The organism is Candidatus Neomarinimicrobiota bacterium, assembly GCA_021734025.1.
GTDB lineage: Bacteria > Fidelibacterota > JAANXI01 > JAANXI01 > JAANXI01 > JAANXI01.
Genome location: JAIPJS010000006.1, coordinates 79,694 through 101,131, shown reverse-complemented (window position 1 = coordinate 101,131; position 21,438 = coordinate 79,694). Strand labels below are relative to the sequence as shown.

Annotated in this window: 16 protein-coding genes; 10 read left to right on the top strand and 6 right to left on the bottom strand. The window is 51.5% G+C overall.

All coding sequences use genetic code 11. The annotated features are described in order from the left end of the window. The first annotated feature begins 43 nt into the window (after nt 1-43). The 9 genes from K9N57_08805 to K9N57_08765 all read left to right on the top strand — a co-directional run bounded on the left by K9N57_08805 (nt 44) and on the right by K9N57_08765 (nt 13,381). Nucleotides 44-457, top strand: coding sequence for a response regulator transcription factor (locus K9N57_08805; protein MCF7804276.1), 414 nt, complete (start codon nt 44-46; stop codon nt 455-457). Then, nucleotides 427-3,264, top strand: coding sequence for a PAS domain S-box protein (locus tag K9N57_08800; GenBank protein MCF7804275.1), 2,838 nt, complete (start codon nt 427-429; stop codon nt 3,262-3,264). Before K9N57_08805 ends, K9N57_08800 begins: the two co-directional genes overlap by 31 nt. Nucleotides 3,265-3,270: 6 nt before the next feature. Then, nucleotides 3,271-3,717, top strand: a complete 447-nt coding sequence (locus K9N57_08795; protein MCF7804274.1) for a response regulator — start codon at nt 3,271-3,273, stop codon at nt 3,715-3,717. A 2-nt stretch (nt 3,718-3,719) separates the two neighbouring features. Further along, nucleotides 3,720-7,397 carry a PAS domain S-box protein gene (locus K9N57_08790; GenBank protein ID MCF7804273.1) on the top strand — a complete coding sequence of 1,226 codons (3,678 nt, stop codon included), beginning with the start codon at nt 3,720-3,722 and terminating at the stop codon, nt 7,395-7,397. 143 nt (nt 7,398-7,540) lie between these two features. Next, the gene (locus K9N57_08785; GenBank protein ID MCF7804272.1) at nt 7,541-9,271 is read left to right on the top strand and encodes an EAL domain-containing protein; all 1,731 of its coding nucleotides are present in this window, start codon (nt 7,541-7,543) and stop codon (nt 9,269-9,271) included. 547 nt (nt 9,272-9,818) lie between these two features. Beyond that, nucleotides 9,819-10,445, top strand: a complete 627-nt coding sequence (locus K9N57_08780) for a PadR family transcriptional regulator (protein ID MCF7804271.1) — start codon at nt 9,819-9,821, stop codon at nt 10,443-10,445. A 129-nt stretch (nt 10,446-10,574) separates the two neighbouring features. Further along, entirely contained in the window at nt 10,575-11,582 is a 1,008-nt protein-coding gene (locus tag K9N57_08775; protein MCF7804270.1) for a cation diffusion facilitator family transporter, read from the top strand. Between the two features lie 61 nt (nt 11,583-11,643). After that, on the top strand, nt 11,644-12,765 hold the full coding sequence (locus K9N57_08770) for a CDP-alcohol phosphatidyltransferase family protein (GenBank protein MCF7804269.1): 1,122 nt from the start codon (nt 11,644-11,646) through the stop codon (nt 12,763-12,765). A 7-nt stretch (nt 12,766-12,772) separates the two neighbouring features. Continuing rightward, nucleotides 12,773-13,381 (top strand): hypothetical protein, encoded by a 609-nt coding sequence (locus K9N57_08765; protein MCF7804268.1) that lies wholly within the window; start codon nt 12,773-12,775, stop codon nt 13,379-13,381. On the opposite strand, the gene K9N57_08760 is transcribed toward K9N57_08765, so the two are convergent. The 6 genes from K9N57_08760 to ribA all read right to left on the bottom strand — a co-directional run bounded on the left by K9N57_08760 (nt 13,378) and on the right by ribA (nt 20,758). Beyond that, nucleotides 13,378-14,301, bottom strand: a complete 924-nt coding sequence (locus tag K9N57_08760) for a class I SAM-dependent methyltransferase (GenBank protein MCF7804267.1) — start codon at nt 14,299-14,301, stop codon at nt 13,378-13,380. The two genes, K9N57_08765 and K9N57_08760, sit on opposite strands and share 4 nt — an antisense overlap. Beyond that, the gene (locus K9N57_08755) at nt 14,294-15,379 is read right to left on the bottom strand and encodes a glycosyltransferase family 4 protein (GenBank protein MCF7804266.1); all 1,086 of its coding nucleotides are present in this window, start codon (nt 15,377-15,379) and stop codon (nt 14,294-14,296) included. The genes K9N57_08760 and K9N57_08755 overlap by 8 nt, the downstream gene beginning before the upstream one ends. Further along, nucleotides 15,376-17,103 carry a hypothetical protein gene (locus K9N57_08750; GenBank protein MCF7804265.1) on the bottom strand — a complete coding sequence of 576 codons (1,728 nt, stop codon included), beginning with the start codon at nt 17,101-17,103 and terminating at the stop codon, nt 15,376-15,378. Before K9N57_08750 ends, K9N57_08755 begins: the two co-directional genes overlap by 4 nt. Before the next feature lie 154 nt (nt 17,104-17,257). Continuing rightward, nucleotides 17,258-17,635: a 6-carboxytetrahydropterin synthase gene (locus tag K9N57_08745; protein ID MCF7804264.1), complete on the bottom strand. Its 378-nt coding sequence runs from the start codon at nt 17,633-17,635 to the stop codon at nt 17,258-17,260. Between the two features lie 757 nt (nt 17,636-18,392). Further along, nucleotides 18,393-19,415: a zinc-binding alcohol dehydrogenase gene (locus K9N57_08740; GenBank protein ID MCF7804263.1), complete on the bottom strand. Its 1,023-nt coding sequence runs from the start codon at nt 19,413-19,415 to the stop codon at nt 18,393-18,395. Continuing rightward, nucleotides 19,412-20,758: a GTP cyclohydrolase II gene (gene ribA, locus K9N57_08735; GenBank protein MCF7804262.1), complete on the bottom strand. Its 1,347-nt coding sequence runs from the start codon at nt 20,756-20,758 to the stop codon at nt 19,412-19,414. Before ribA ends, K9N57_08740 begins: the two co-directional genes overlap by 4 nt. A gap of 417 nt (nt 20,759-21,175) precedes the next feature. Between ribA and K9N57_08730 the strand changes: the two genes are divergently transcribed. Next, nucleotides 21,176-21,424, top strand: a complete 249-nt coding sequence (locus K9N57_08730; GenBank protein MCF7804261.1) for a hypothetical protein — start codon at nt 21,176-21,178, stop codon at nt 21,422-21,424. Nucleotides 21,425-21,438: the final 14 nt, after the last annotated feature.

Sequence of the window (21,438 nt, the reverse complement as noted above, 5' to 3'; positions counted from 1 at the left end):
TGGAGTTAAAGCCGGGGGCTCCAAATAAAGTACGAGGTGCTGAATGAAAATTGTCATCGCAGATGATGCGGCTTCCTTTCGGGAACGGCTCAGGGATATGATAGAAGCGATACCAGAGGTGAGTAAGGTGATTGCCACGGATGGCGGGTTCGATGCACTCCGGCAAATCATCGTGCACCAACCGGAGCTTGCTGTGTTGGATATCCGGATGCCGGGGGCGAACGGGTATGAAATCCTGATTGAGGTTAAAAAACGTGATCCTGATATCCGGATCTTCATCGTTACGGCTTTCGGAGATGAGTTAAATAAAACCATGGCCGAACACTGCGGTGCGGATGGATTTTACACCAAGACCGGACACCTGAATGAGATGCTCAACAAAATTGAACAATTGGCCAAAGAGAAAGCTATCTCTGAGAGAGATGTATGGGAAGAAATCGTAGACGAATCTGGATAATTGCTGCCGTATTAGCTGCCACCGGACTGATAATAACAGCCTCCTCTGTTTTTCTCTTATACCAAACGGCCATAGAGGAAGAAGAGCTCCATCTCCTGGAAAAAGTACGTAACCAGGAATTCCTCATTGAGGAATTAAGTAACTCCGGTATGTCGAAGGAGGAAATCCTGATTCGGGTCTCAGCCGCCCAGCAACGATCGTTGTCCGCCAACCGGCGCAGCGAATTTGTTCTGGGGACTTTGACGGTGGATTCCATTCACTTTATAATGAACAGAGACCTGCGGTATCCGGAACGGATGGCGCAGGTCCCGCTGACTGCTACACTGGGTGAGCCAATGCAGCGGGCACTGGCGGGATATTCAGGAACTGTGGTCGGCCACGATTACCGGGGTGTAAAGGTTTTGGGCGCCTGTGGATATATCGATTCCCTGAACTGGGGAATTGTGGCCAAGGTAAACCTGGCTGCTATCCGGGAGCCTTATCTGCGCGCAGGCGGAATTGCGGGGACGTCGGCACTTCTGCTGATTGCGCTCGCTGTCTTCCTCATCATCCGGAACACCAATCCGATAATTACCGGGCTGGAGAAGCACACCCGGGATCTTCGGGAGCGGATGAAAGAATTACGGTGTATGTATTCTGTCACGGAAATTGCTGGCCGGAAAGGATTGATACTTACCGGCATTCTCCAGGAGGTCGTTTCCGCCATTCCCAGTGGTTGGCAGTACCCGGATTCTACCGCTGCTCAAATTGTGTATGGTCACCAGGAATTTGTCACATCCGGATATACCGGAAACGGGCCCCGTCTGGAAAGTGCTCTCCAACTTCCAAATGGCACTACCGGTAGTATCCGGGTGGAACGGACAGTTTTATACGGTGAGGAGCCTTTCATTCCGGAAGAACAGGACCTGCTCGATGGAATTGCATCAACACTCAGCCGGGCACTCATTTCCCGGCAAACCGAGGAGGCGCTAAAGGAATCGGAAGCGAAGTATCGCGAATTGTTCAACAACATGCCTATCGGGCTTTACCGGACGTCGTCGGACGGAAAGTTCCTGGAAGCGAACGAGGCATTGGCCCGAATTCTTGGATTCGACAGCCAGGAAGAATTGTTGAAGACAGAAGTGCTGAAGGTGTATGCAAATCCTGAAGACCGTAAAAAGTGGCAGGAGAAACTGGCAAAAGACGGTCTTGTAGACAGGCATGAGGTGGAGATCCGCCGTAAGGATGGGTCTACAGGGTGGGTGCAACACAGCGCAAGAACGGTTACGGATGATGCCGGAAATGTTATGCAATATGAGGGGGCAGTGGAAGAGATCACCCTGAGGAAACAGGCAGAACGGCAGCTCCGTAAGAGTGAGGAACAGCTGCGGCGTGCGCAGCAGGTAGCGCATATCGGAAGCTGGTATATCGATCTCCCGTCCAATGTTCTGGAATGGACCGGGGAAACTTATCGAATATTTGGTGTTCCGATCGATACACCAATGAATTATGACCTGTTCCTGGATCGGATTCACCCGGAAGACCGGGCAATGGTCGATCAAGCCTGGCAGACTGCACTCGATGGGGGCGGATATAGCGTTGAACACAGGATTACGGTGAACGGTGAGCAACGCTGGGTCATTGAGAAAGCGGAAATCATTTTCAATGATCATGGCGAGCCTGTTAAAGGCATCGGTACGGTGCATGATATTACGGAACGGAAACAGTACGAGCTGGCCCTCCAAAAAAATGAAGAGCGGTTCAGGGCTATGATTCAGAACGCTTCTGACCTGATTACGGTCATAAATCCTGAAGGCATAATTCAGTACGACAGTCCCTCGATTCAAAGGATTTTGGGCTATAAACCTCACGATCGATTGGGAACATCGGCCTTTGAGTATATCTATCCCGATGAAGCTGAGATTGTGGAGAACGCCCTGAGTGAGGTGGCGAAGACGCCAGGGAAAACACTGTCTTTACATATTCGGATCCGGAATGCTGCCGGGGACTACCGGGTGATGGAGATCACCGGGTCGAATATGCTGGACGAGCCGGCTATCCGGGGTATTGTGGCAAATGCCAGAGATGTGACGGAGCGGGTGGAATCCTCGGAAAAGATGCAGGCCTACTCAGAAGAGCTGGAACGGTCTAACAAAGAGCTGGAACAGTTTGCGTATGTCGCATCCCATGACCTGCAGGAACCACTACGGATGGTTACCAGTTATCTGCAGCTCCTGGAGCGTCGATATGGGGGGCAACTGGATTCGGATGCCGACGAATTTATCGAGTTTGCGGTGGATGGCGCCAACCGTATGAAAACGCTGATCGTTGACCTGCTGAAGTATTCCAGAGTCAATACCCGCGGTAATCCTTTTGAAGAGACAAACCTGAATTCCCTGGTGAACGACGTGCTGGAATATATGAAAATGGCCGTGGATGAAAAGTCGGCCGTGGTGTTGGTGGGAGAATTGCCGGAATTGCCCGTAGACCGAACCCAGATAGCACAGGTCTTTCAAAACCTGATTGGAAACGGTTTGAAATACAGTGGAGATGCGCCGCCGGAAATTCACATCTCGGCAAAACAGGTCAAAAATGTTTGGCGGTTTAAAATACAGGATAATGGAATCGGGATTGCGCCGGAGCACCGGCAGCGTATCTTTGGCATTTTTGAACGGCTTCATGGCCAGGATGAATACGGAGGCGGCACAGGCATAGGACTGTCGGTGACAAAACGAATCGTTGAGCGCCATGGCGGTGATATCTGGGTAGAATCCGAACCGGGAAACGGGTCAACATTCTATTTCACAATCGGAAACGGACAGGAGTAACAATCTATGGAATACCTGAATGCGAAACCCATCGATATACTGCTGGTGGAGGACAGTCCCGGCGACGTCCGGCTGACCAGAGAGGCACTGAAAGAAGGTAAGGTAAAAAACAACCTGGAAGTGGCCAAAGATGGGGTTGAGGCGCTGGAATTTTTGTACCGTCAAGGGAAACACAAAAAGGCCTTCAGGCCCGATCTGATTTTGCTGGATTTGAATTTACCCAAAAAGGACGGCCGGGAAGTACTGGAGGAAATCAAAGCCGACGAGGATCTGAAGCGGATCCCTATCGTTATTCTGACGACCTCAGATGATGAAAAGGATATCCTCCGCAGTTACAATCTACACGCAAATTGTTATATCACGAAGCCGGTGGATCTGGATAAGTTCATTACCGTGGTAAAATCGATTGGAAGTTTCTGGTTCACTATCGTCAAGCTCCCCAACGGAAAATAATTATGACACATTACAATATTCTCGTAATAGAAGACAATCCTGGTGATGCCAGGCTGATAAAGGAATACCTCTCCCGGCGTAACGGTGCAGAATATTCGGTGGAGTGGGACACTTCCCTGACCCAGGGAATTGCCCACGCCCAATCCGAGCAGTTCGATATTGCACTCCTGGACCTGGGCCTTCCGGAGTGCCGGGGCAAAGAGACTTTCATCCGGTTTACACATGATATTCCATACCTGCCTGTGGTCGTATTGACCGGCCTGGATGACAAAGATCTGGCCGTTGACGCTGTGCAGAGCGGCGCCCAGGATTACCTGGTGAAATCCGAACTGGACGGACCGGTGCTGAAAAAAGCACTCCAGTATGCGATTGAGCGGTGGAAATTCACCCGGGCCTACCAGGAGTCGGAAGAGAAATTCCGGCTGATTGCTGAGACGAGTCAGGACCTAATTTTTCAGCTGAATTCAGACGGAGAAATACTGTACGCCTCGCCGGCGGTCTCCGATATTCTGGAATATTCCCAGGAGGATGTAACCAATCGACATTTTACAGAGTTTATTACTTCGGATGATCAGGAAAGAGCGCTTGATATTTTCGGCCGGGCCATCTCCGGAAAGACTGTCCAGACATTTGAACTAATCGCGGATACCAAATCCGGTGATCCGGTGCCGCTGGACGTGAATGTTTCAACATTCAAGATCGATGACACCCATATCGGTATCCAGGGAATAGCCAGGGATATCACGTCGAGGAAGACACGCGAAGAGGAGTTACAAACAAGCGAACGGGAATACCGGACGCTGTTCGAAAATCTTCAAGATGTTTTTTACCGTGCAGATTTGGAGGGGAATGTTACCATGACGTCACCTTCCGTGAAGGAACTACTGGGGTATACTCCGGAAGAAATCGCCGGGAAAAACCTTATCGAAGACATCTATCTGCACCGGGAAACGGCTATGCAGTTCTGGAGGGAGATCCAGCAGGATGGCGCAATCCGCGGGTTTGAAACCCAGTTGGTTCGAAAAGATGGAGAAATTATCTGGGTCCTGGTGAATGCACAAATTATGAAGGATACCGGCGGCAATCCGACGGGAATTGAGGGTATTGTCTGGGATATCACTTCCCAAAAGGAAATGGAAAAGCAGATACGCCGCCAGGCGAAGATAGATGAAGCGGTATCCAGGGCTTCACAACAATTTGTTAAAACCAGGGAAGCCGACCTGGACAAAGTATTGAAAATCCTTGGTGAAGCCGTTGATGTGAACCGGGCCTATATCTTCGGGTTTTCGAAAAACACAATTAAAGTGTCCAACACCCATGAGTGGTGTGATTCGCAAACCGATTCAGTCCGGGATGAGCTCCAGAATATTGATACACTGGATATGCAATGGTGGATGGAGAAAATACTAAACCAGGAAAATATTGTACTCCGGTCACTGAATGACTTGCCGGAAGAGGCTGAACCTGAGCGAATGATGCTTGCTGAGCAGGGGATCAAATCGTTACTGGCTGTCCCGATAGAATCGAGTCACAACACCCTCGGTTTCCTGGGGTTTGATGATACCGAAAACCGGCGTGAGTGGGGATCGGAGGAGATTAGAGCACTCCGTGTGCTGGCGGAGATGATTGGATTCTATTGGGAGAGACAGCGGTCAACCCGACGGGAACGGGTGTTCTCGGACCTCGGTCGTCAGCTCAGTGGAGCAACTACCCCGCCGGAGGCCGCTGAGATTATTGCCGAAGCGGCCGAGAAATTAATCGGCTGGGATGCTTGCAGCGTCGATGCCTACGACCCCGATGAAGATGTAATGAATTCGCTGCTAACCGTCGATATTATCGATGGAGAAAAAGGGGATGTTCCTCCTGTTGGTTCAGGGAGAGCGCCGGGGGAGGTCGCACGAAAGTGCCTTGTAGAGGGAGCGCAGTTAATCCTCAGAGATGAGAACACGCCCCCAGACCAGGGTCTCCGGCCGTTTGGGTCGACTGACCGGCTGTCCGCCTCCCTGATGTTTGCGCCGATCAGGCACAAGGACAGGCCCATCGGGATAATCTCAATTCAGAGCTATGAGTATTACGCTTTTGATCGAATGGATCTGGAAATACTGCAGGTCCTGGCCGATCATTGTGCCGGAGCGCTTGAGCGAACGCAGGCGGAGCGTGCCCTTCTGGAATCGGAACGGGATTTTCGGGGCATCTTTGATAATATGCAGGAAGGCTTTTTTCGGCTGGATGCCGATGGTACCATTATTAAGGTGAATCCCCGGATGCTTAAGATCCTTGATTGCGAAGAAAAGGAGCAGTTGATCGGAAAGCAGGTCACCGATTTCGAGGTGTTCAGCGACGAGGAGACGCAAAACTACCTGGAACTGCTCCAGGAATCCGGCGAAATTACCAACTTTCAGAATACCTGGTCAACCCTGTCCGGTCGACAGATTGAAGTTCGAAAGAGTGTCCATACGGTAGAAAATCCTGATGGATCGGTGTTGTATTACGAAGGGACCGTCTCCGATATCACGGAACAGAAGGAACTGGAGCGGCAACTGATCCATGCGCAGAAGATGGAATCGCTGGGACAGATTGCCAGCGGAATCGCCCACGACTTTAATAACGTGATGGCCACTATTTCCGGGGCAAACCAGATGCTTGAAATGCTTTCCAAAGATTCCCCTGAAGCGTTTGAAAAGTACCTGAAAATGATCAGTTCCAGTATTGAGCGTGGAAAATCCATCACCAACCGGATGCTTACGTTTACCCGGACAGAGCAGCCGAATTTCCAGCCTATCTCTGCGATGAATTATCTGGAGGAGATCCGCGAAATCACCGGTACTACTCTCCCGAAGAACGTCCTGGTCAATCTGAATCCATATGAGGGAAATGATCGGGTTATTGGCGATCGCGGTCAGCTTCAGCAGGTGCTCATGAACCTCTGTATCAACGCCGCCGACGCCATGGAAGGCGGTGGGCAGATCGACCTGGCTGTATCGGAGGCGCCGCAGAACTGTATCCGCCGGCACGACGTGGATCAGGAACTGGAGTACCTCTGTATCACCGTATCTGACAACGGTCCCGGCATCCCGGAAGAATTTCGTGAGTCGATTTTTGAACCGTTTTTTACGACAAAAGATCCGGGTAAGGGCACCGGCCTCGGGCTGGCGGTGGCGTACAAAATAATCAAGAACCACGGCGGTTGGATAGATGTTGAAAGTACGATAGGAGAAGGAACGATCTTTACCCTCGGCCTGCCGCAGGCGAAATCCGGTGGACACATCGCTGCGGAAAAAGATAATGTGGTTGATTACAGGGGAAACGGTGAACGGATACTCGTTATCGACGATGAAAAGGATATCCGGGAAATCATGACCAGCGTCTTGACCGAGCAGGGATATACGGTTATTACGGCGTTTTCCGGGCCCCATGCGATGGAAAAACTTCAGGAGAGCGATGAGCCTTTTGATCTGATTATCACCGATCTGGGTATGCCGGATTTCGGGGGGAAGGAATTAATCAAACGGGTGTTAAGGCGGTTTCCAAATCAGCGGGTTGTCGGGAATACCGGGTACCTGGATACATTTGAGCAGGAAGAATTAAAAGAGTTGGGTTTCGATAATATTATTCAGAAACCATTCAAAATCGAGGAACTGCTCAGGGTAGTCAATACCGAGCTCCAAAAGGTGGTTTAAACTCGTAGTTTCCTTAATGTAGAGTGGTCTACATAACTCAGTAGATGAAATGCGACCGGCCGACATCGAGTCCTTTTATGTAACCAAAGAGTCTCCTACCTTTTCAGTGTGAGTACATGAATATGTGAGGACCGAGGCCCGCAATGCCCACAGTGCTGGTTATAGAAGACGATTCATCCGTCCGCACCGTTCTTGAGGAAATGATTGGATCCGGCAATTACGAGGTGCTGTCAGCGGATAATGGCGAGGAGGGGCTGGAGCTCGCCCGTTCTGAGCTGCCGGATATCATCCTGTGTGATATATCCATGCCGGTGCTGGATGGATATGGGGTGCTCGAAAAAGTGCGCCAGGATCCGGAGCTCCGGATGGTGCCGTTTATCTTTCTCACCGGCACCGATGGCCGGCGGAAGTTTCGCAAAGGCATGGAGCTTGGCGCCGATGACTTTATCCCGAAACCGTTTACCAAAGTAGAACTGTTCAGCGCTATTCAGACCCAGCTGCGAAAACGGGAGGAACGCCTTGAACAAATTTCTGAAGAGCTGGAGGCCAAGGATCGGGAGTTGAACCGTCTCCTTCGCCAGGATGACCTCACAGGTTTGCCGAACCAACTCGCCTTCGGGGAACAGTTTACAGAACAGGCGTCCGGGGACTCCGCATCCGGGAATGCACTGGCCATCTTTTCGATAAGCCTGGATCGCTTTAGCGAAATTAACGACTCATTGGGGCATGAGGCCGCAGACCAGGTATTGCAAAGAATAGCCAATCGACTACAGTCCGGAACCGGGGAAGAGGACACAGTCGCCCGCACCCGGGCCGCAGAATTTGCCGTGCTGCTGACAGCGGTCGAGAATGAAGAGGGGGCAAGAACAGTGGCAGACCAGTTGCTGGAGCAGATGAAGTCTCCCATTGAAGTACAGGGCCACACGATTCATATAACCGGGAGTATGGGAATTGCATTGTATCCGCGTCATGGAAAAGAGATAAACCAGCTACTGGAATGCGCGGGTTTGGCACGGAGCCTGGTGAAGGCCCGGAACGGAAACGGGTACCAGGTTTATTCCGAGACACTGGAAGCAACACCATCCCAGCAGATTGAGATGGAAACCGCGCTCAGGAGCGCACTGCAAAAGAACGAATTCACGCTGAATTACCAGCCGATCGTTCGCTCCGGAGACGGTAAAATCAGTGGGGCCGAGGTGTTGATCCGCTGGCAGAATGAGCGTATGGGCTTTGTGCCTCCTTCCCGGTTTATTCCGGTGGCAGAGGAGTCCGGAATGATATCCGACATCACCTGGTGGGTGTTGGAAACTGCCACCCGGCAAATGCGCGAGTGGAAAACCCGGGGCGCCAACGGATTTACGCTTTCCGTAAACCTGTCCGGACAGCAGTTCGGGGAATCCGACCTGGTCACAAAGATTGATGAGCTGCTGAACACCGCTGATCTCAAGTCCGACGATATTAAGCTAGAGATCACCGAGACGGCTATCATCCGGGACGAGGAGCAGGCCCGTAATGTGATGAAGACGTTTCGGGCAAACGGCATCCGAGTCGCAGTGGATGATTTCGGTACAGGGTATTCATCGTTTAGTTATCTGCAGCAATTCCCGGTTGATATTTTGAAAATTGACCAGACGTTTATCAGGAACCTCCCGGATGACCATCGGAACATGGAGATCACCCGGGCTATTATTCAGATGGCGCATAACCTGGAACTCTCGGTCATCGCCGAGGGTGTTGAGACCAATAGCGAGCGGAATTTTCTCCGGGATACGGACTGCGATGAGCTCCAGGGATTTCTCTTTAGCAAGCCGCTGCCGGCCGATGAGTTTGAGGAATATCTTTTTGGGGAAGATGGAGAAGAAGGTCCCGATTAAACCGAGAGTTTATATTTTCATTGAGAATCCGGTCTCGAACGTCACTATACCCAAATTTTGGAATACCTTCTCTTCGACAGGCCAAATTGGGCATTATCTAATACCCGTTTTTTCTTGATAAAAAACGGGTAGAAAAAATCAAGGAAACTCAGAACTCGCACCTCTATGAATCTACATGGTCTTTCATTCATTACTCTCTTAAATATAAATAGCCCTAAAAATTTCTATTGGGGTGCTCAGACACTGAGTTTCCATAAAAAGAGTACTAATTGAGCGGAAGGCAACCATCATAAACCAGTCCCGTCAGGGGCGACCGCTGACTATCCCCGGGATTTATCCCGGGGGCGGTTTTGCATGATCGTCAGTCCCGCCAGGGACGACTGGGGTACCTCCTCCACCACCTCCCCCAATAGATCTCCGAATCACCCTATTCACAGTACCTGAAGAAAGAATTATAAAAATTTGTATAATATTCGTTTGATCGGCATATACAAATTTATATATTAGGTGCGTTTGCAACTGGTAATCGACCGAAAAGGATTATGGAATGGTTACGGATTTGGTAGTACTGGGGATTTTGAATAGAGCCCGCAGGCATGGGTACGAAATCAAAAAGGAGATCGAGTACGAGATGTTTAACGTGGACATCCAGTACGGCTCGATCTACCATGCCCTGAAAAAGTTCACGCAGGACGGGTTGGTGGAGCAGGTGGAGATCGAGCCGTCCGAATCGGGTCGACCGGACCGGAAAGGGTACGCCATTACGGACAAGGGGAGAGAAAAGTTCAAAGAACTGTTCGCCGGCGCGCTGACCGCTACAAATCCCGCATCCAATGCTATAGATGCTGCAATACATTTTGTCGGAGCAGTCCCGGCGGATAATGTGCTCGGATACCTCACGGAACGGTTGGAAGGATTTCGGGAACTGGGGAAGACCATCAGAGAGAAACAGTCCAGACGCACCATCGAAATTCTCCGCCGGAACCGGGAGAAGAAGCCGGCCAATCTCTCGCCGGAAGAGAATACGCTTTACGAGTCCGATCAGAAGTTAATCCCGTTTCTGTTCCGGAATGCGGTGAGTCACCAGCTGCATCTGGTGACCGCTGAAATCCGATGGACAGAAGAATTTATTGAGCAGTTCACGCAAAAGTTCGAAATTGCTGAAAAAAATTGAGAGCCTGTGTAGTCGCGGATGCAGACATCACTGGAAATCCAGAAACGTAATCGATAATCTTATTAGAAGAGCCGGGGCGCATGATTCGGTTCGGTCCGCGACCTCATCACAATAAAATTTCGAATATCAATGGCACACTCACACCATAATCACTCACACGACCACGGGAATGGTCATGAGCATACCCATGGCGCCATCGATCCATCCATCGCGTCCACGGAAAAGGGGATCTGGGCCATCAAGTGGTCGTTTATCGGGTTGATGGTTACGGCGCTGATTCAGGTGGTGATTGTCTACCTCTCCGGCAGCGTGGCACTGCTTGCGGATACCATCCACAATTTTGGCGATGCGGCCACAGCCATCCCGCTCTGGATTGCGTTCCTGTTTGCGCGGAAGCAGGCGAACAAGCGGTTTTCGTACGGTTTCGGTCGGGTGGAGGATCTGGCCGGAATGGCCATCGTTGGTACCATCCTGTTTAGCGCTATCGTCGCCGGTTATCAGTCGATCCACCGGCTCATCTATCCCGATCCCATGAGTCATGTCTGGGTGGTGGCCGGGGCTGCCCTGATCGGATTTATCGGCAATGAAGCGGTGGCGGTGTTCCGGATTAATGTCGGGAGGAATATTGGCAGCGCTGCGTTGATTGCCGACGGAAAGCATGCGCGAGTTGACGGCCTGACCAGTCTCGCAGTTTTGGCGGGCGCACTGGGTACCTGGCTGGGATATCCTGTCGCGGATCCCATCATTGGTATCGGTATCACCATTGCCATTCTGAAAATTGTTTGGGATTCGGCGAAGACGGTCTTTCAGCGGGTGCTGGACGGCGTCGATCCGGAGATCATCGATCAGATCAGGCACTCCGCGGACCATACGGAGCGGGTGGCCGAAGTCTCCGACGTCCGGGCGCGATGGATCGGTCACGAGATCCGCGCCGAATTGAGCGTGGCGGTACAACCGGATCTCACCATCGAAGAAGGTCATAATATTGCCATACAGGTACGGCACAATCTGCTCCATGACCTGGATTTCCTGACGGATGCGGTTGTGCATATCGATCCGGTGGACGAGAGCGGAGACGAGTATCACCGGGTTGAGGATCACAGTCATGGCGAGCATGGCGTGCATTCCCATCCCTGAATTTCCTGTTATCTCATCCCGGGTGTGCAGACGCCCGCTCATCATTGGAAAATGACATTTTATGGATAATCGAACGATTCTCGAAAATCTCCAGAGCCGAATCAGATTACTGATTATTGTTCTGGCGATTATACCCGGCGTAATGATGCTTTGGCTTCGGACCGCATTCAGTGGAGACGTGGCCATGCGGTGGTTCCTCGGCGTAGCGCTGGTATTTTTTTACATCACCACGGAATTCTACCACCGGCTCAATCAAAACCGGCCACCGAATGGTGACCGGCTTTTTCCCTCGCTGGGAATTGCTAATACAATCACTTTTTTCCGGGGATTTCTGCTCGCCTTGTTGGCCGGTCTGATTTTTTCTCCGGAGATTCTAAGTCGCGCCCCGTATCTCCCGGCTATCCTTTATCTCCTTGCGGGCATTCTGGACGGCTTCGACGGGCATATTGCCAGAAGGCGGGATCATATTTCATCGCTGGGACAAATGCTGGAAAACCGGTTTGATGCGCTGGGGATACTCGTCGCGTCCACCATGGGGATTGCGTTGGGAAAACTGCCGGTGTGGTATATGAGCATCGGGTTGGCGTATTACCTGTTTATCCTCGGACGAAAGTGGCGTCTCAGGACGGGCAAACCGGTGATTGAACTACAGCCGGATCGATTCCGAAGCGTTGCCGCGGGCATTCAGATGGGATTTCTCGGGATTGCATTGTTGCCAATATTTCCCGGAGAAATCACCAAAATTGCTGCGCCGGGCTTTTTCATTCCGACGGTATACCTTTTTCTCCGGGACTGGCTTATTACCGCCGGAATCATCGATTCGGTCGGAGGGAGATACCGGTCCTTTGTTTCAAAGATCAAGGGGACAGGCAGATGGATTTTACTTCCGGTGATTCGGATTGGTATCGCAGGCGCCTTCTTGTGGGGAGTACTCTCCGGCGGATATCATATGACCCCAGGATATATGGTCGTCGGCATATTGACACTCTTCGTGTTCATGGGCGTTACGGCGCAAATAACCGCTATTGTTCTGATGTGCGCTCTCGGGATAACCCTTCAACCCGGAGCGATTTCCCCGCAGACATTCATCATCATTTATTGCTCAATCGCGATTCTATTCTTCGGCTCCGGCCGGTTCTCCCTCTGGCGCCCGGAGGAACAATTCCTCTTCCGGCAAAGGTAATCCTGTTATGCCTGATTACGTGAATATCATCATCTGGGGTGTCTACGCACTCCAGGTGGTGGAACTGATCTTTCTCCCGCTCCCCAGTGAAGTGTCAACCTACCGGCTTTTGTCAGGTCGTTCTGAGGTAACCGAACGGGATGCTCTGGGGATTAAACCGTTCACCCGTGGCGTGCTCATACTCGGCACGGTTATCTCTGTAATCACGTTTTTGATACCGTTTGTGATACAATTGTATCCGGATGTACTGATATATTTGCTCCCGATAACAGTTCTCGTGGAATTGTCCCCTGCTCTGATTGGTGTGGTTTTGTTAGTTCTTGGCAGCCTGTTGACGCTGACTGCAGTGATTCAAATTTCGAAATTCCGGAGTAAAAATGAGATGCCGTTATTCACTTCGGGCATATATGGCTTCAGCCGGAATCCCATCACCCTGGGGCTGGATATCATAATGGTCGGATTTTTCCTGGTGTACCCTACATGGGTTTTACTCGGTGGGACAGTCATTTATCTGATGAACAGTCATTATCACGTGGTGCTGGAAGAAGCGATACTCCGGGAACGATTGGGTGATACATACCGGCGTTATGCGGGCAACACGAGGCGGTATCTTTAGGAAGTTTCATATACTCCAAAGAAATCCTTATTTAGAGCGGTAAACTGTAATCGGCCAGTCGACAGATGTTCCCGGCGTTCTGCAAGCCAATCGGTTAATTCTTTTTCTCCGATTTCCGGGACGCTTTTGAGCGCATTTTCCATGGTTCGGAGAAGATATTCGATGAATCGGTGTTCATCGTCCGGATATCCGCCGTTGACCGGTTCTACCCGCCAGGGGGAATCGCCGGATGCAATGAGGGTTGTTTTATCCGACAGTATTGCTTCAAGTTTAGCCGCCGCCTTGCTTCCTGACCGCGGTTTCCCGTTGGTGGTTTCACTGTTCATGGATTTGTGATAGGTGTCCAGGATTTTTTTGTTCAACCGGGGATTTTCTGATGGCGAAACCTGCGTAACGCCGCCATAGTTCAGTGTAAAATAGTAGAATCCTCCGGGTTTCAGGGCCTGGAGCAGGATTGGGACGGCGGTCTCCAGGTGAAACAGATCCAGGACAGCGTGGGCCAGGATGCCGTCGAATCCGGCGATGTGTTCCTCCTCCTGAAGCCACTCCAGCGCATCGGCGGTTACGAACCGGATGTGACCACGCTTCTCGTCCTCCAGGAGTTTAAAAATTTGACCATCGGATACGGCATATTCGATGCCGTGTTTCTCACAATAGTGCTGTATGCCGGAGATAGCAGCCGAAGTATTGTCCTGATTCAGATCCATGGCGGTATAATCGTACCGATGGAGCACATCCCGGTCGAAAAGTCGCTCTACCATGGCGCCGGCGCCTGAGCCGATTTCGATTAGCCGTGCGGTTCCTTGTTCCTGTATTTTGCAGAGATGAGTTCGAAATGTCTCGAACACTCTGCGGTTCAGTGCCCGGTCGTCCACGGATTTTTTCACAGCAAGATAGTCTTGGTAAGTGTATTCATTCATAGGCAAATCCTTCAAGAAATTCCCGGACTTTGTGGCCGGTTTCCTCCCAGGTGGGGTGTTTCAGGTATGCCCGGAAGGCATTGACACTCATTGTGGCAAGTTTGTCTCTGTCTTTTACCAGTTCGCGGATGAGGCCCCGTGATTTTGTGAGATCACCGGGGGAGACGATGTACCCGTTTTCGCCGTGAGTGATAAATTCGTTCGCGGCGCTTTGGGCGGTGGCAATACTGGGAATGCCGAATCCGGCCGCTTCCACATGGACCAACGGAAACCCTTCCGCAAAGGAGGGGAGGACGAGCAGATCCGAGCGCTTGAAAAATTGCGCAATCTCTGCCGGGGATTCAATCTTTCCGGCTATTTGGACAATCGACTCCATACTATTCTTCCGGACAAATCGCTGGATTTTCCCGGTATAATCCGGTTTATATTCCGGGTCGCCGACCAGGGTAATATTGACTTCCTGAGCGGTGAAATCCTGGCAGGCCCGGAGCACGGCCAGCGCATTTTTCCTCGGTGTAAGGTTACCCAGTACTAAAATCCGGAGCGGGCCATCCCGGTCGGGATTTGCGCGAATTCCTTCCTCAGTCATTTCCCCGCCAAACCGATCCCCGGCCGGGTAGGCAACCACGTGTGGTTTGGGTAATCCAAGCAGCGTTACGACCTGCGCAACCGTCTGCTGGCTGATGGCAACGTACCCGTCCACATTATGCAGGAACTTCCGCTCGGCCCGTTTGGAGAACCAGCTGGTAACGGGATTCGATTTTGCTTCGGCTGCCAGCAGGTGAACGATGGCGATTACCGGGACGGAGAAATGTGTTTTAATATTTCGCATCCGTAAAAAAAGGGACGGATGTACCAGTTCGTCGATGAGTAACAGATCCGGCTGGTGAGTTTCTATTTCATCCATAATTTTTGTCGAGAGATTCTCCGGTACGTTTCGCAGGTACCCCTGGCGGTTTAATGAAATGACGGATACCTCGTGTCCGGCCTCTCTGAGATGTTCCACAACTTTCCGGTCGTAGAGGTAGCCGCCGGTCAGAGTCTCCAGATCGCCGTAGATGATAAGTCCGATTTTCATTGGATTCGTGCCGCTTCCGAAGTATCCGCGGAGCCATAAGTCGCCTTCAGGCTCTCCATCAACATGGGATAAAGGTCCTGGTGGGCGATAGTGCCTGAATCTTCTGCGGGTTTTTGGAATCCCTGCGCAAAGCCTTCTTTGGTAAATGTGCTAAGCAGCTGCTTATTTTTGCTCAGGACATGAACGATGGTTTGAGTCCCGTCGGATTTGCGGGTGACCATTGCCGGCTGGTGGTCGCCAACAATGAGGACCACGGCGTCGCCGGCGATTTTGTCCCGCATGAATCGTTGGATTACCCGAAAATCGTACCGGAGTAATTTGAGGAAGTAGTCCGTATTCAACGGCTGCATGGTCAGCGAATGGAGCCTGATCCTGAGATGACTGAAAAAATCTTCGTTCCAGGCGGTCGAATCGTTCGGATTGTTCAGGGACCGCCAGTCCGCTTTTAGCGGGGGGCGCGCCTGCTCGCTCCACGGCATATGGGTGGCGAGGGTCGTGAAATGGAGCATCGTGGGTCCAGTCTCCGGTGCGACATAATTGTGATAGGCGTAATTCAGGCTGTATTGATCCGGAACAATGCCCCAGCCGAACGCAGTTCCGGTATAGTGCAAATCTTTATAGGCAACCGGTATTTCAAATCCGAACTGGTTCTCCAGGGGAATACCGGGTCTGGTCCGATCGGCGGGCTTCACCGAGATTGTTGTGTATCCGAGTTCCTCCAGGACGCGAATCAGGTGCGATGTGTCGAATTTCAGGATACTATGATACAATGGTTCGTTGGCAACCCGGATACCGGTGAGGATGGTTGCGCTGCTCAGCCAGGAGCCACCGCCGACCACCGGGGCGTCGCTGTAGTTGGTCACGGCATGCCAGCCGCGGGACTCCAGTGTGTCCGAAAAATCCCGGATGATCCGATTGTATCCATCCTGGAGTTTGGGGTGTTGCAGAAGAATTTTTCCGTACGATTCCAGCATTATCAGGTAAATGTTCGGCCTGGTTGATAACTGCAGATTGGCGTACTCCTGGAACGTGCTGTCCAGTGCCGCCCAGTCCGTCTTCCGGATGGTGTGATAATATTCCAGAGATGTCTCCACCGACTGACCGGCCCGGTAACTGACCAGTTGGGCTGCAGCGTCCCGTTTGTGGATACCCCAGTCGATTTGTACCAGCAGCACCGCTGTCCAGAGAATTCCGAGCGTCCATAAGATGGGTTCTGGTGAACCGGTCTCCCTGAGTCGGCGGCTCAGGTGCCCGAACATCTTTGGGATAATCCATAGAATAAGTATCGCGACCAGTGCTGTGATGATCAGCAGAATAAGCCAGGCCACAGGACCGTTATCCAGGACGAGATAGAGGGCGTCTGTGATGAGATACAATTCGTTGTACAGGACGGGGGGACGCTGAAAGAGTTGCTGGATGACCGAGGCGTATCCCTCGAATGCCAGCAGAAGGATATACGCGGTTATGCATGCCCGGCGAACCCAGCGATGCCAGCTCTTGTTCCTGGTCGCATAGAGCAGAGTGAGCATAGCCAGGAGATCGACGCTTATCCAAAAGAGGCTGAAGATTTGGCGGGTGTACCAAAAGCCGAATACCGTGCCGGTTTCCGCAAGTTTGTGGAACCAGGACGGAAAGACGAGGATAGCATTCAGCGCAAATGCCGTCGCCCACCAGGTGGTGAGGAGATCACGAGTTCGTATTTTGATGTAATTAAATTGTTTCATTACGAAAATGCGGGTGAATTGCCTGACGAAAGATAGAAAATTTTTTGTATTGGTTTTATGGATTTTATGGATGCCGGGGAGGACACACTATCCCGTCCGGTTATTCCGTTCGTCTCTGTCAGTGGCGCTGAAACCGATCAATGGTAGGAAACATTTACAGCGATTGGGTGTATTCAGCCCAGGTGGACTCATCCTCCCAGAGTCTGACCGAAATCTCTTCGAGGGTTTCCGTCTCCAGGGCGGAGGCGATTTTTTCGCAGAAGATCCGGGCGAAGTGCTCCAGGCTTGGGTTCAGATCCCTGAACTCCGGGAGATCGTTGAGGGTGGTGTCCTGAAAGATCGCGACGGTATCCGAGAGGACCGATTTTACTTCATCGATGTCAACGAGATAGCCGTGTTCGTTCAGTCTATTTCCTGTGAGCCGGAGATCTATGCGATAGGGATGGGAGTGGAGTTCGTTTTCGGGACCGAAGTCCCCGCCAATGAGGTAGTGCTGGGCGACGAATGATTTTTGGATTGAGAGGGTGTACATGATTGGTACCTGTTTATTTATTGATGTTTTCTCAAATATAAGGTTTTATGGTACGGTTTTTTAGATCCATTATATCTTTGATCAGGGAACCTTATGAATAGCCTCGGGCTTCAGCCCGGGGACAGGTTGTTTTATCCCGCCATCCCGCCGTGGCGGGTTGAATGGTTTTCTGGGCGGGATTCCGTCCAGACTCCACCTAATGGCGGAGTCAAAGCAGGAACCCCGGCTGTAAAGCCGAGGGCTCCATTCAGTTTTGTTGATTGAGTTAAACTCAGTCGGGTTTTCTTAACTTTTTTTACACCCACTTTTATCTTGACATAAAAGTGGGCAAAAGGTCAAGGCTGCCACGTCTATTTCTGTCATGCCAACGGCTTCCTCGGGCGGGAATCAAAACTCCCTCCGGTCAAACAGTTGATTCCCGCTTGTCCTCAGGGCGCCGGGCATGAAGACAAAATAGACGTGGAGGCCATTTGCACAAAAATAATCTATCTTAAAGTTTCGGTTATCAAAATCTCCAAAGAATATTTTTTTCGGAAACTCAGTGTCTGAGCACCCAAATAGAAATTAAAATGTTTTCCTCTATATATGAGCAGTCTTATGAAAGACCATATTAAACTAGAGAAGTGCGAGTTCTGAGTTTCCTTGATTTTTTCTCCCCGTTTTTTATCAAGAAAAAACGGGGAAACAAGATTTCCGGATCCCCGGGATAAATCCCGGGGCTAGTCAGTGGAGGCTCCTTCGGAGATTGACGACAAAATTAATAAGTCAAAATCACCTGGATGGTTTTCTCCGGATGCTGATCGATTAGCTGGTAGGCATCAGCAGCGTTCTCAAAGGCGAATCGGTGAGTGATACACGACTGCAGCGGGAGCTGCTTTAACTGCCGCATGGCGAGATTGAGGCGTCGCTGTTTGGTCCAGCGGTCGGCGAATTGGGTGCCGAGGGTGCTGACCTGGCTGCTGATGATTTTGACGCGGTTGCGGTGAAAGCGTCCGCCGAGATCCAGCGACACAGCCTTGGTGCCGTACCAGGAGCCGACCACGATCCGGCTTCCGAAGCCGGCCAACTCCAGGAGGGAATCAAGTGCTTTTGGGTTCCCGGACACCTCGTAGAGGAGGTCAGCGCCGGAAATTTCATCTTCCGGAAAGAGTAATTCGCGCAGCGTATCCATGGAATTGCTGTCCGTATCGAAGGACTGGGTCGCACCGAACTGCAGGGAGGCATTCCGGCGGAGCTGAAAATGATCCAAGGTATAGATTTTCAGCATCGGAAATTGTTCCAGTACGCCGGTCGTGAGCAGTCCGACAATGCCCTGTCCGGTCACGACGACCGTTTCGCCGGCAATGGGAGCACCGTCCATGACCAGGTTAAGGGCGGTTTCGGTGTTCGGGAGGAACAGGGCTTCTTCCGGCTCCAGTGATTCCGGCAGCAGAAGCAGGTCATCTGGATCCGCGTGAAAGTGGGATTCGTGAGGATGAAAGGCGTGCACAAGTTTTCCCTGCAGGTCCGGATTAATCTCCGAGCCGGTTTCTGTGATTTTTCCGACCACGGCGTACCCGTACTTCAGCGGATATTTGAACTGGCCTGGCAAGACCGCCAGCTGGGAATCCACATCCATATCCGCGGGGACCTTTTGCCGGTAGACCAGCATCTCGGTCCCGGCGCTGATGGCCGAGTATATGGATGTGACGAGCACCTGATCCGGTGGAAGATCAGGCAAAGTCTCCTCCCGGATTGTTACCGAACGTTCACCGGTAAAATAGAGGCTGTGCCGACTTATCGGGTATTCCAGCAGACGTTTCCCCATACGATTAAATCCTTACCAAGTTGACGATGATGAATGTTGTTGAGTTGTGGCGGATTTTCAGGATCGGTGATCCGGAGATCGCCGATCCCCCTGAATCCGCCAAGGAGTTGCGGAGCCACGGTGAGCACCATGATGTCGACCAGTCTTCGGTTCAGGCAACTGGTGATGATCCCTGAGCCGCCTTCCACCATGACATGCCGATACCCCTCGGATTTGAGGAACCGCATCAGTGCTGCGAGATCGACCGTGCCATCGTCTGTGGCAGGCATCTGTTCTACCCGTACCCCCAATTTTTGCAGTTTTTCCAGCGATGCTGTAGGCGCTTCATCCGTAGTCGCAACTATTGGCGTCCGTGAATTGTCATTCAGCACCTGGGAGTCCGGCGGAATACTCAGGTTGCTGTCCACGATGACCGGGACCGGGTTCTCCCCCTCGCGCAGCCGGACGGTCAACTGCGGATTATCGGCGGTGACCGTTCCCACACCTATTAAAATGACATCGTGCATGGCACGGAGTCCGTGCGAGAGTTCCAGCGATTGTTGCCCGCTGATGGTCAGCTGCTCGCCTGCCGTCGCTGCGATACTGCCGTCCAGGCTCTGGGCAAAGCTGAGCGTCCGGGCCGGGTAATCCGAAGCGCTGTTTTTTAGGTGTTGGTCAAGCATCTGCCGGATTTCGTGAAGAATTCGTTCTACGCCGGTCGATTTCCATGCAGTTGATGGCGTCGACGAAATCTCCAGCAGATGATTCAGTCGCTCCTGCTTAGCCCTCAGGTAGTTCCGATTTCGATCCGTCGCGTCGATTTGGTGCGGGACACGCTCGGCTACCGGAATACCGGCCTTTTCAATTCCGCGGATTTTTTCCGGATTATTGGTCATCAGGCGGACTGAACGGACGCCGAGATCCTGCAAAATGCTGCCGGCAATGTCGTAGGAGCGTTCATCGTCTCCCCGGCCGATTTCGCGGTTGGCCTCGACCGTATCATAGCCTTCGTCCTGGAGGTTGTAGGTTTTGAGCTTATTCAGGAGGCCGATGCCACGGCCTTCTTGCCGTAAATAAATCAATACGCCAGCCCCTTCATTGGAAAGTCGCTGCATTGCCAGTTGGAGCTGATCCTGGCAGTCGCACCGCAGCGATCCCAGCGTATCCCCGGTGAGACACTCGGAATGGATGCGGGTCAGCACATTCTCCCGGCCATGGATATCGCCAGTTACCAGGGCCAGGTGTTCCCGGCTATCCACATCATTGGAATAGAGGCTTAGCCGGAATTCACCTTCCCTGGTGGGAAGATCAACCGTAATTTCTTTCGTGAGTGTCATAGGTGCCTCTGTATGTGAAACAGATATGTTAGTTTATTTGGGAATTTGCGTTTTTCAAAGAACGAAGTTGGCGTACCAGGCGTAAAATGCCGAGCAGGCAGCCCGCGTGACAGATATTGCTTGACTTCTACCTGAGGAATGGTTTGATTTATTGGTAATAAGAAATCTATTCAATATGGTATCGTACTTTTCCGTTTGCACTTAGAATATTTATTTCACGCAGAATAGATTTGTCTTAGTAAAACACGTTTGAACAGATAGATGATAAAATAGTTGTGTAACAAATTGGTATACAGCAATGCTGTTTCATTGGTTGGGCCTGTATAGTGCCTAGACTGGAAGGAACAGATATTCACGGTTGTACTCATGTGTGTGTGGATGGGTAAAGTAAAGACAGTTTCAGTCGGGAGGATCGGGATGCCGTGGAAGTATGACAATCGAAAAAGACTGGCAAAGAAGAACGTCACGCGTGGGATTGTGTTGGTTGGGATTGCGATTATCCTTTTGCTGGTGCTGGTGACGAATGTGCCCCAAGATGCCGGGTCAGTATTTGGAATATTTTGCAGGGTGGTGGCGGGCGGATTGTTGATTGCGGCGGGAATAGGTCTCTGGCAGCTGATACGTGGTTTGGGCCTCTACATCAAATATCTTAGTAACAGGGGATAAGCGAACATAATATC

Excerpts from the sequence above, each read along its gene's own strand:
- K9N57_08795 (MCF7804274.1), top strand. The coding sequence starts at position 3,271 with ATGGAATACCTGAATGCGAAACCCATCGATATACTGCTGGTGGAGGAC.
- K9N57_08775 (MCF7804270.1), top strand. The coding sequence starts at position 10,575 with ATGGCACACTCACACCATAATCACTCACACGACCACGGGAATGGTCAT.
- K9N57_08800 (MCF7804275.1), top strand. The coding sequence starts at position 427 with ATGGGAAGAAATCGTAGACGAATCTGGATAATTGCTGCCGTATTAGCT.
- ribA (MCF7804262.1), bottom strand. The coding sequence starts at position 20,758 with ATGACACTCACGAAAGAAATTACGGTTGATCTTCCCACCAGGGAAGGT.
- K9N57_08745 (MCF7804264.1), bottom strand. The coding sequence starts at position 17,635 with ATGTACACCCTCTCAATCCAAAAATCATTCGTCGCCCAGCACTACCTC.
- K9N57_08765 (MCF7804268.1), top strand. The coding sequence starts at position 12,773 with ATGCCTGATTACGTGAATATCATCATCTGGGGTGTCTACGCACTCCAG.
- K9N57_08770 (MCF7804269.1), top strand. The coding sequence starts at position 11,644 with ATGGATAATCGAACGATTCTCGAAAATCTCCAGAGCCGAATCAGATTA.
- K9N57_08785 (MCF7804272.1), top strand. The coding sequence starts at position 7,541 with ATGCCCACAGTGCTGGTTATAGAAGACGATTCATCCGTCCGCACCGTT.
- K9N57_08730 (MCF7804261.1), top strand. The coding sequence starts at position 21,176 with ATGCCGTGGAAGTATGACAATCGAAAAAGACTGGCAAAGAAGAACGTC.
- K9N57_08805 (MCF7804276.1), top strand. The coding sequence starts at position 44 with ATGAAAATTGTCATCGCAGATGATGCGGCTTCCTTTCGGGAACGGCTC.
- K9N57_08790 (MCF7804273.1), top strand. The coding sequence starts at position 3,720 with ATGACACATTACAATATTCTCGTAATAGAAGACAATCCTGGTGATGCC.
- K9N57_08760 (MCF7804267.1), bottom strand. The coding sequence starts at position 14,301 with ATGAATGAATACACTTACCAAGACTATCTTGCTGTGAAAAAATCCGTG.
- K9N57_08755 (MCF7804266.1), bottom strand. The coding sequence starts at position 15,379 with ATGAAAATCGGACTTATCATCTACGGCGATCTGGAGACTCTGACCGGC.
- K9N57_08750 (MCF7804265.1), bottom strand. The coding sequence starts at position 17,103 with ATGAAACAATTTAATTACATCAAAATACGAACTCGTGATCTCCTCACC.
- K9N57_08780 (MCF7804271.1), top strand. The coding sequence starts at position 9,819 with ATGGTTACGGATTTGGTAGTACTGGGGATTTTGAATAGAGCCCGCAGG.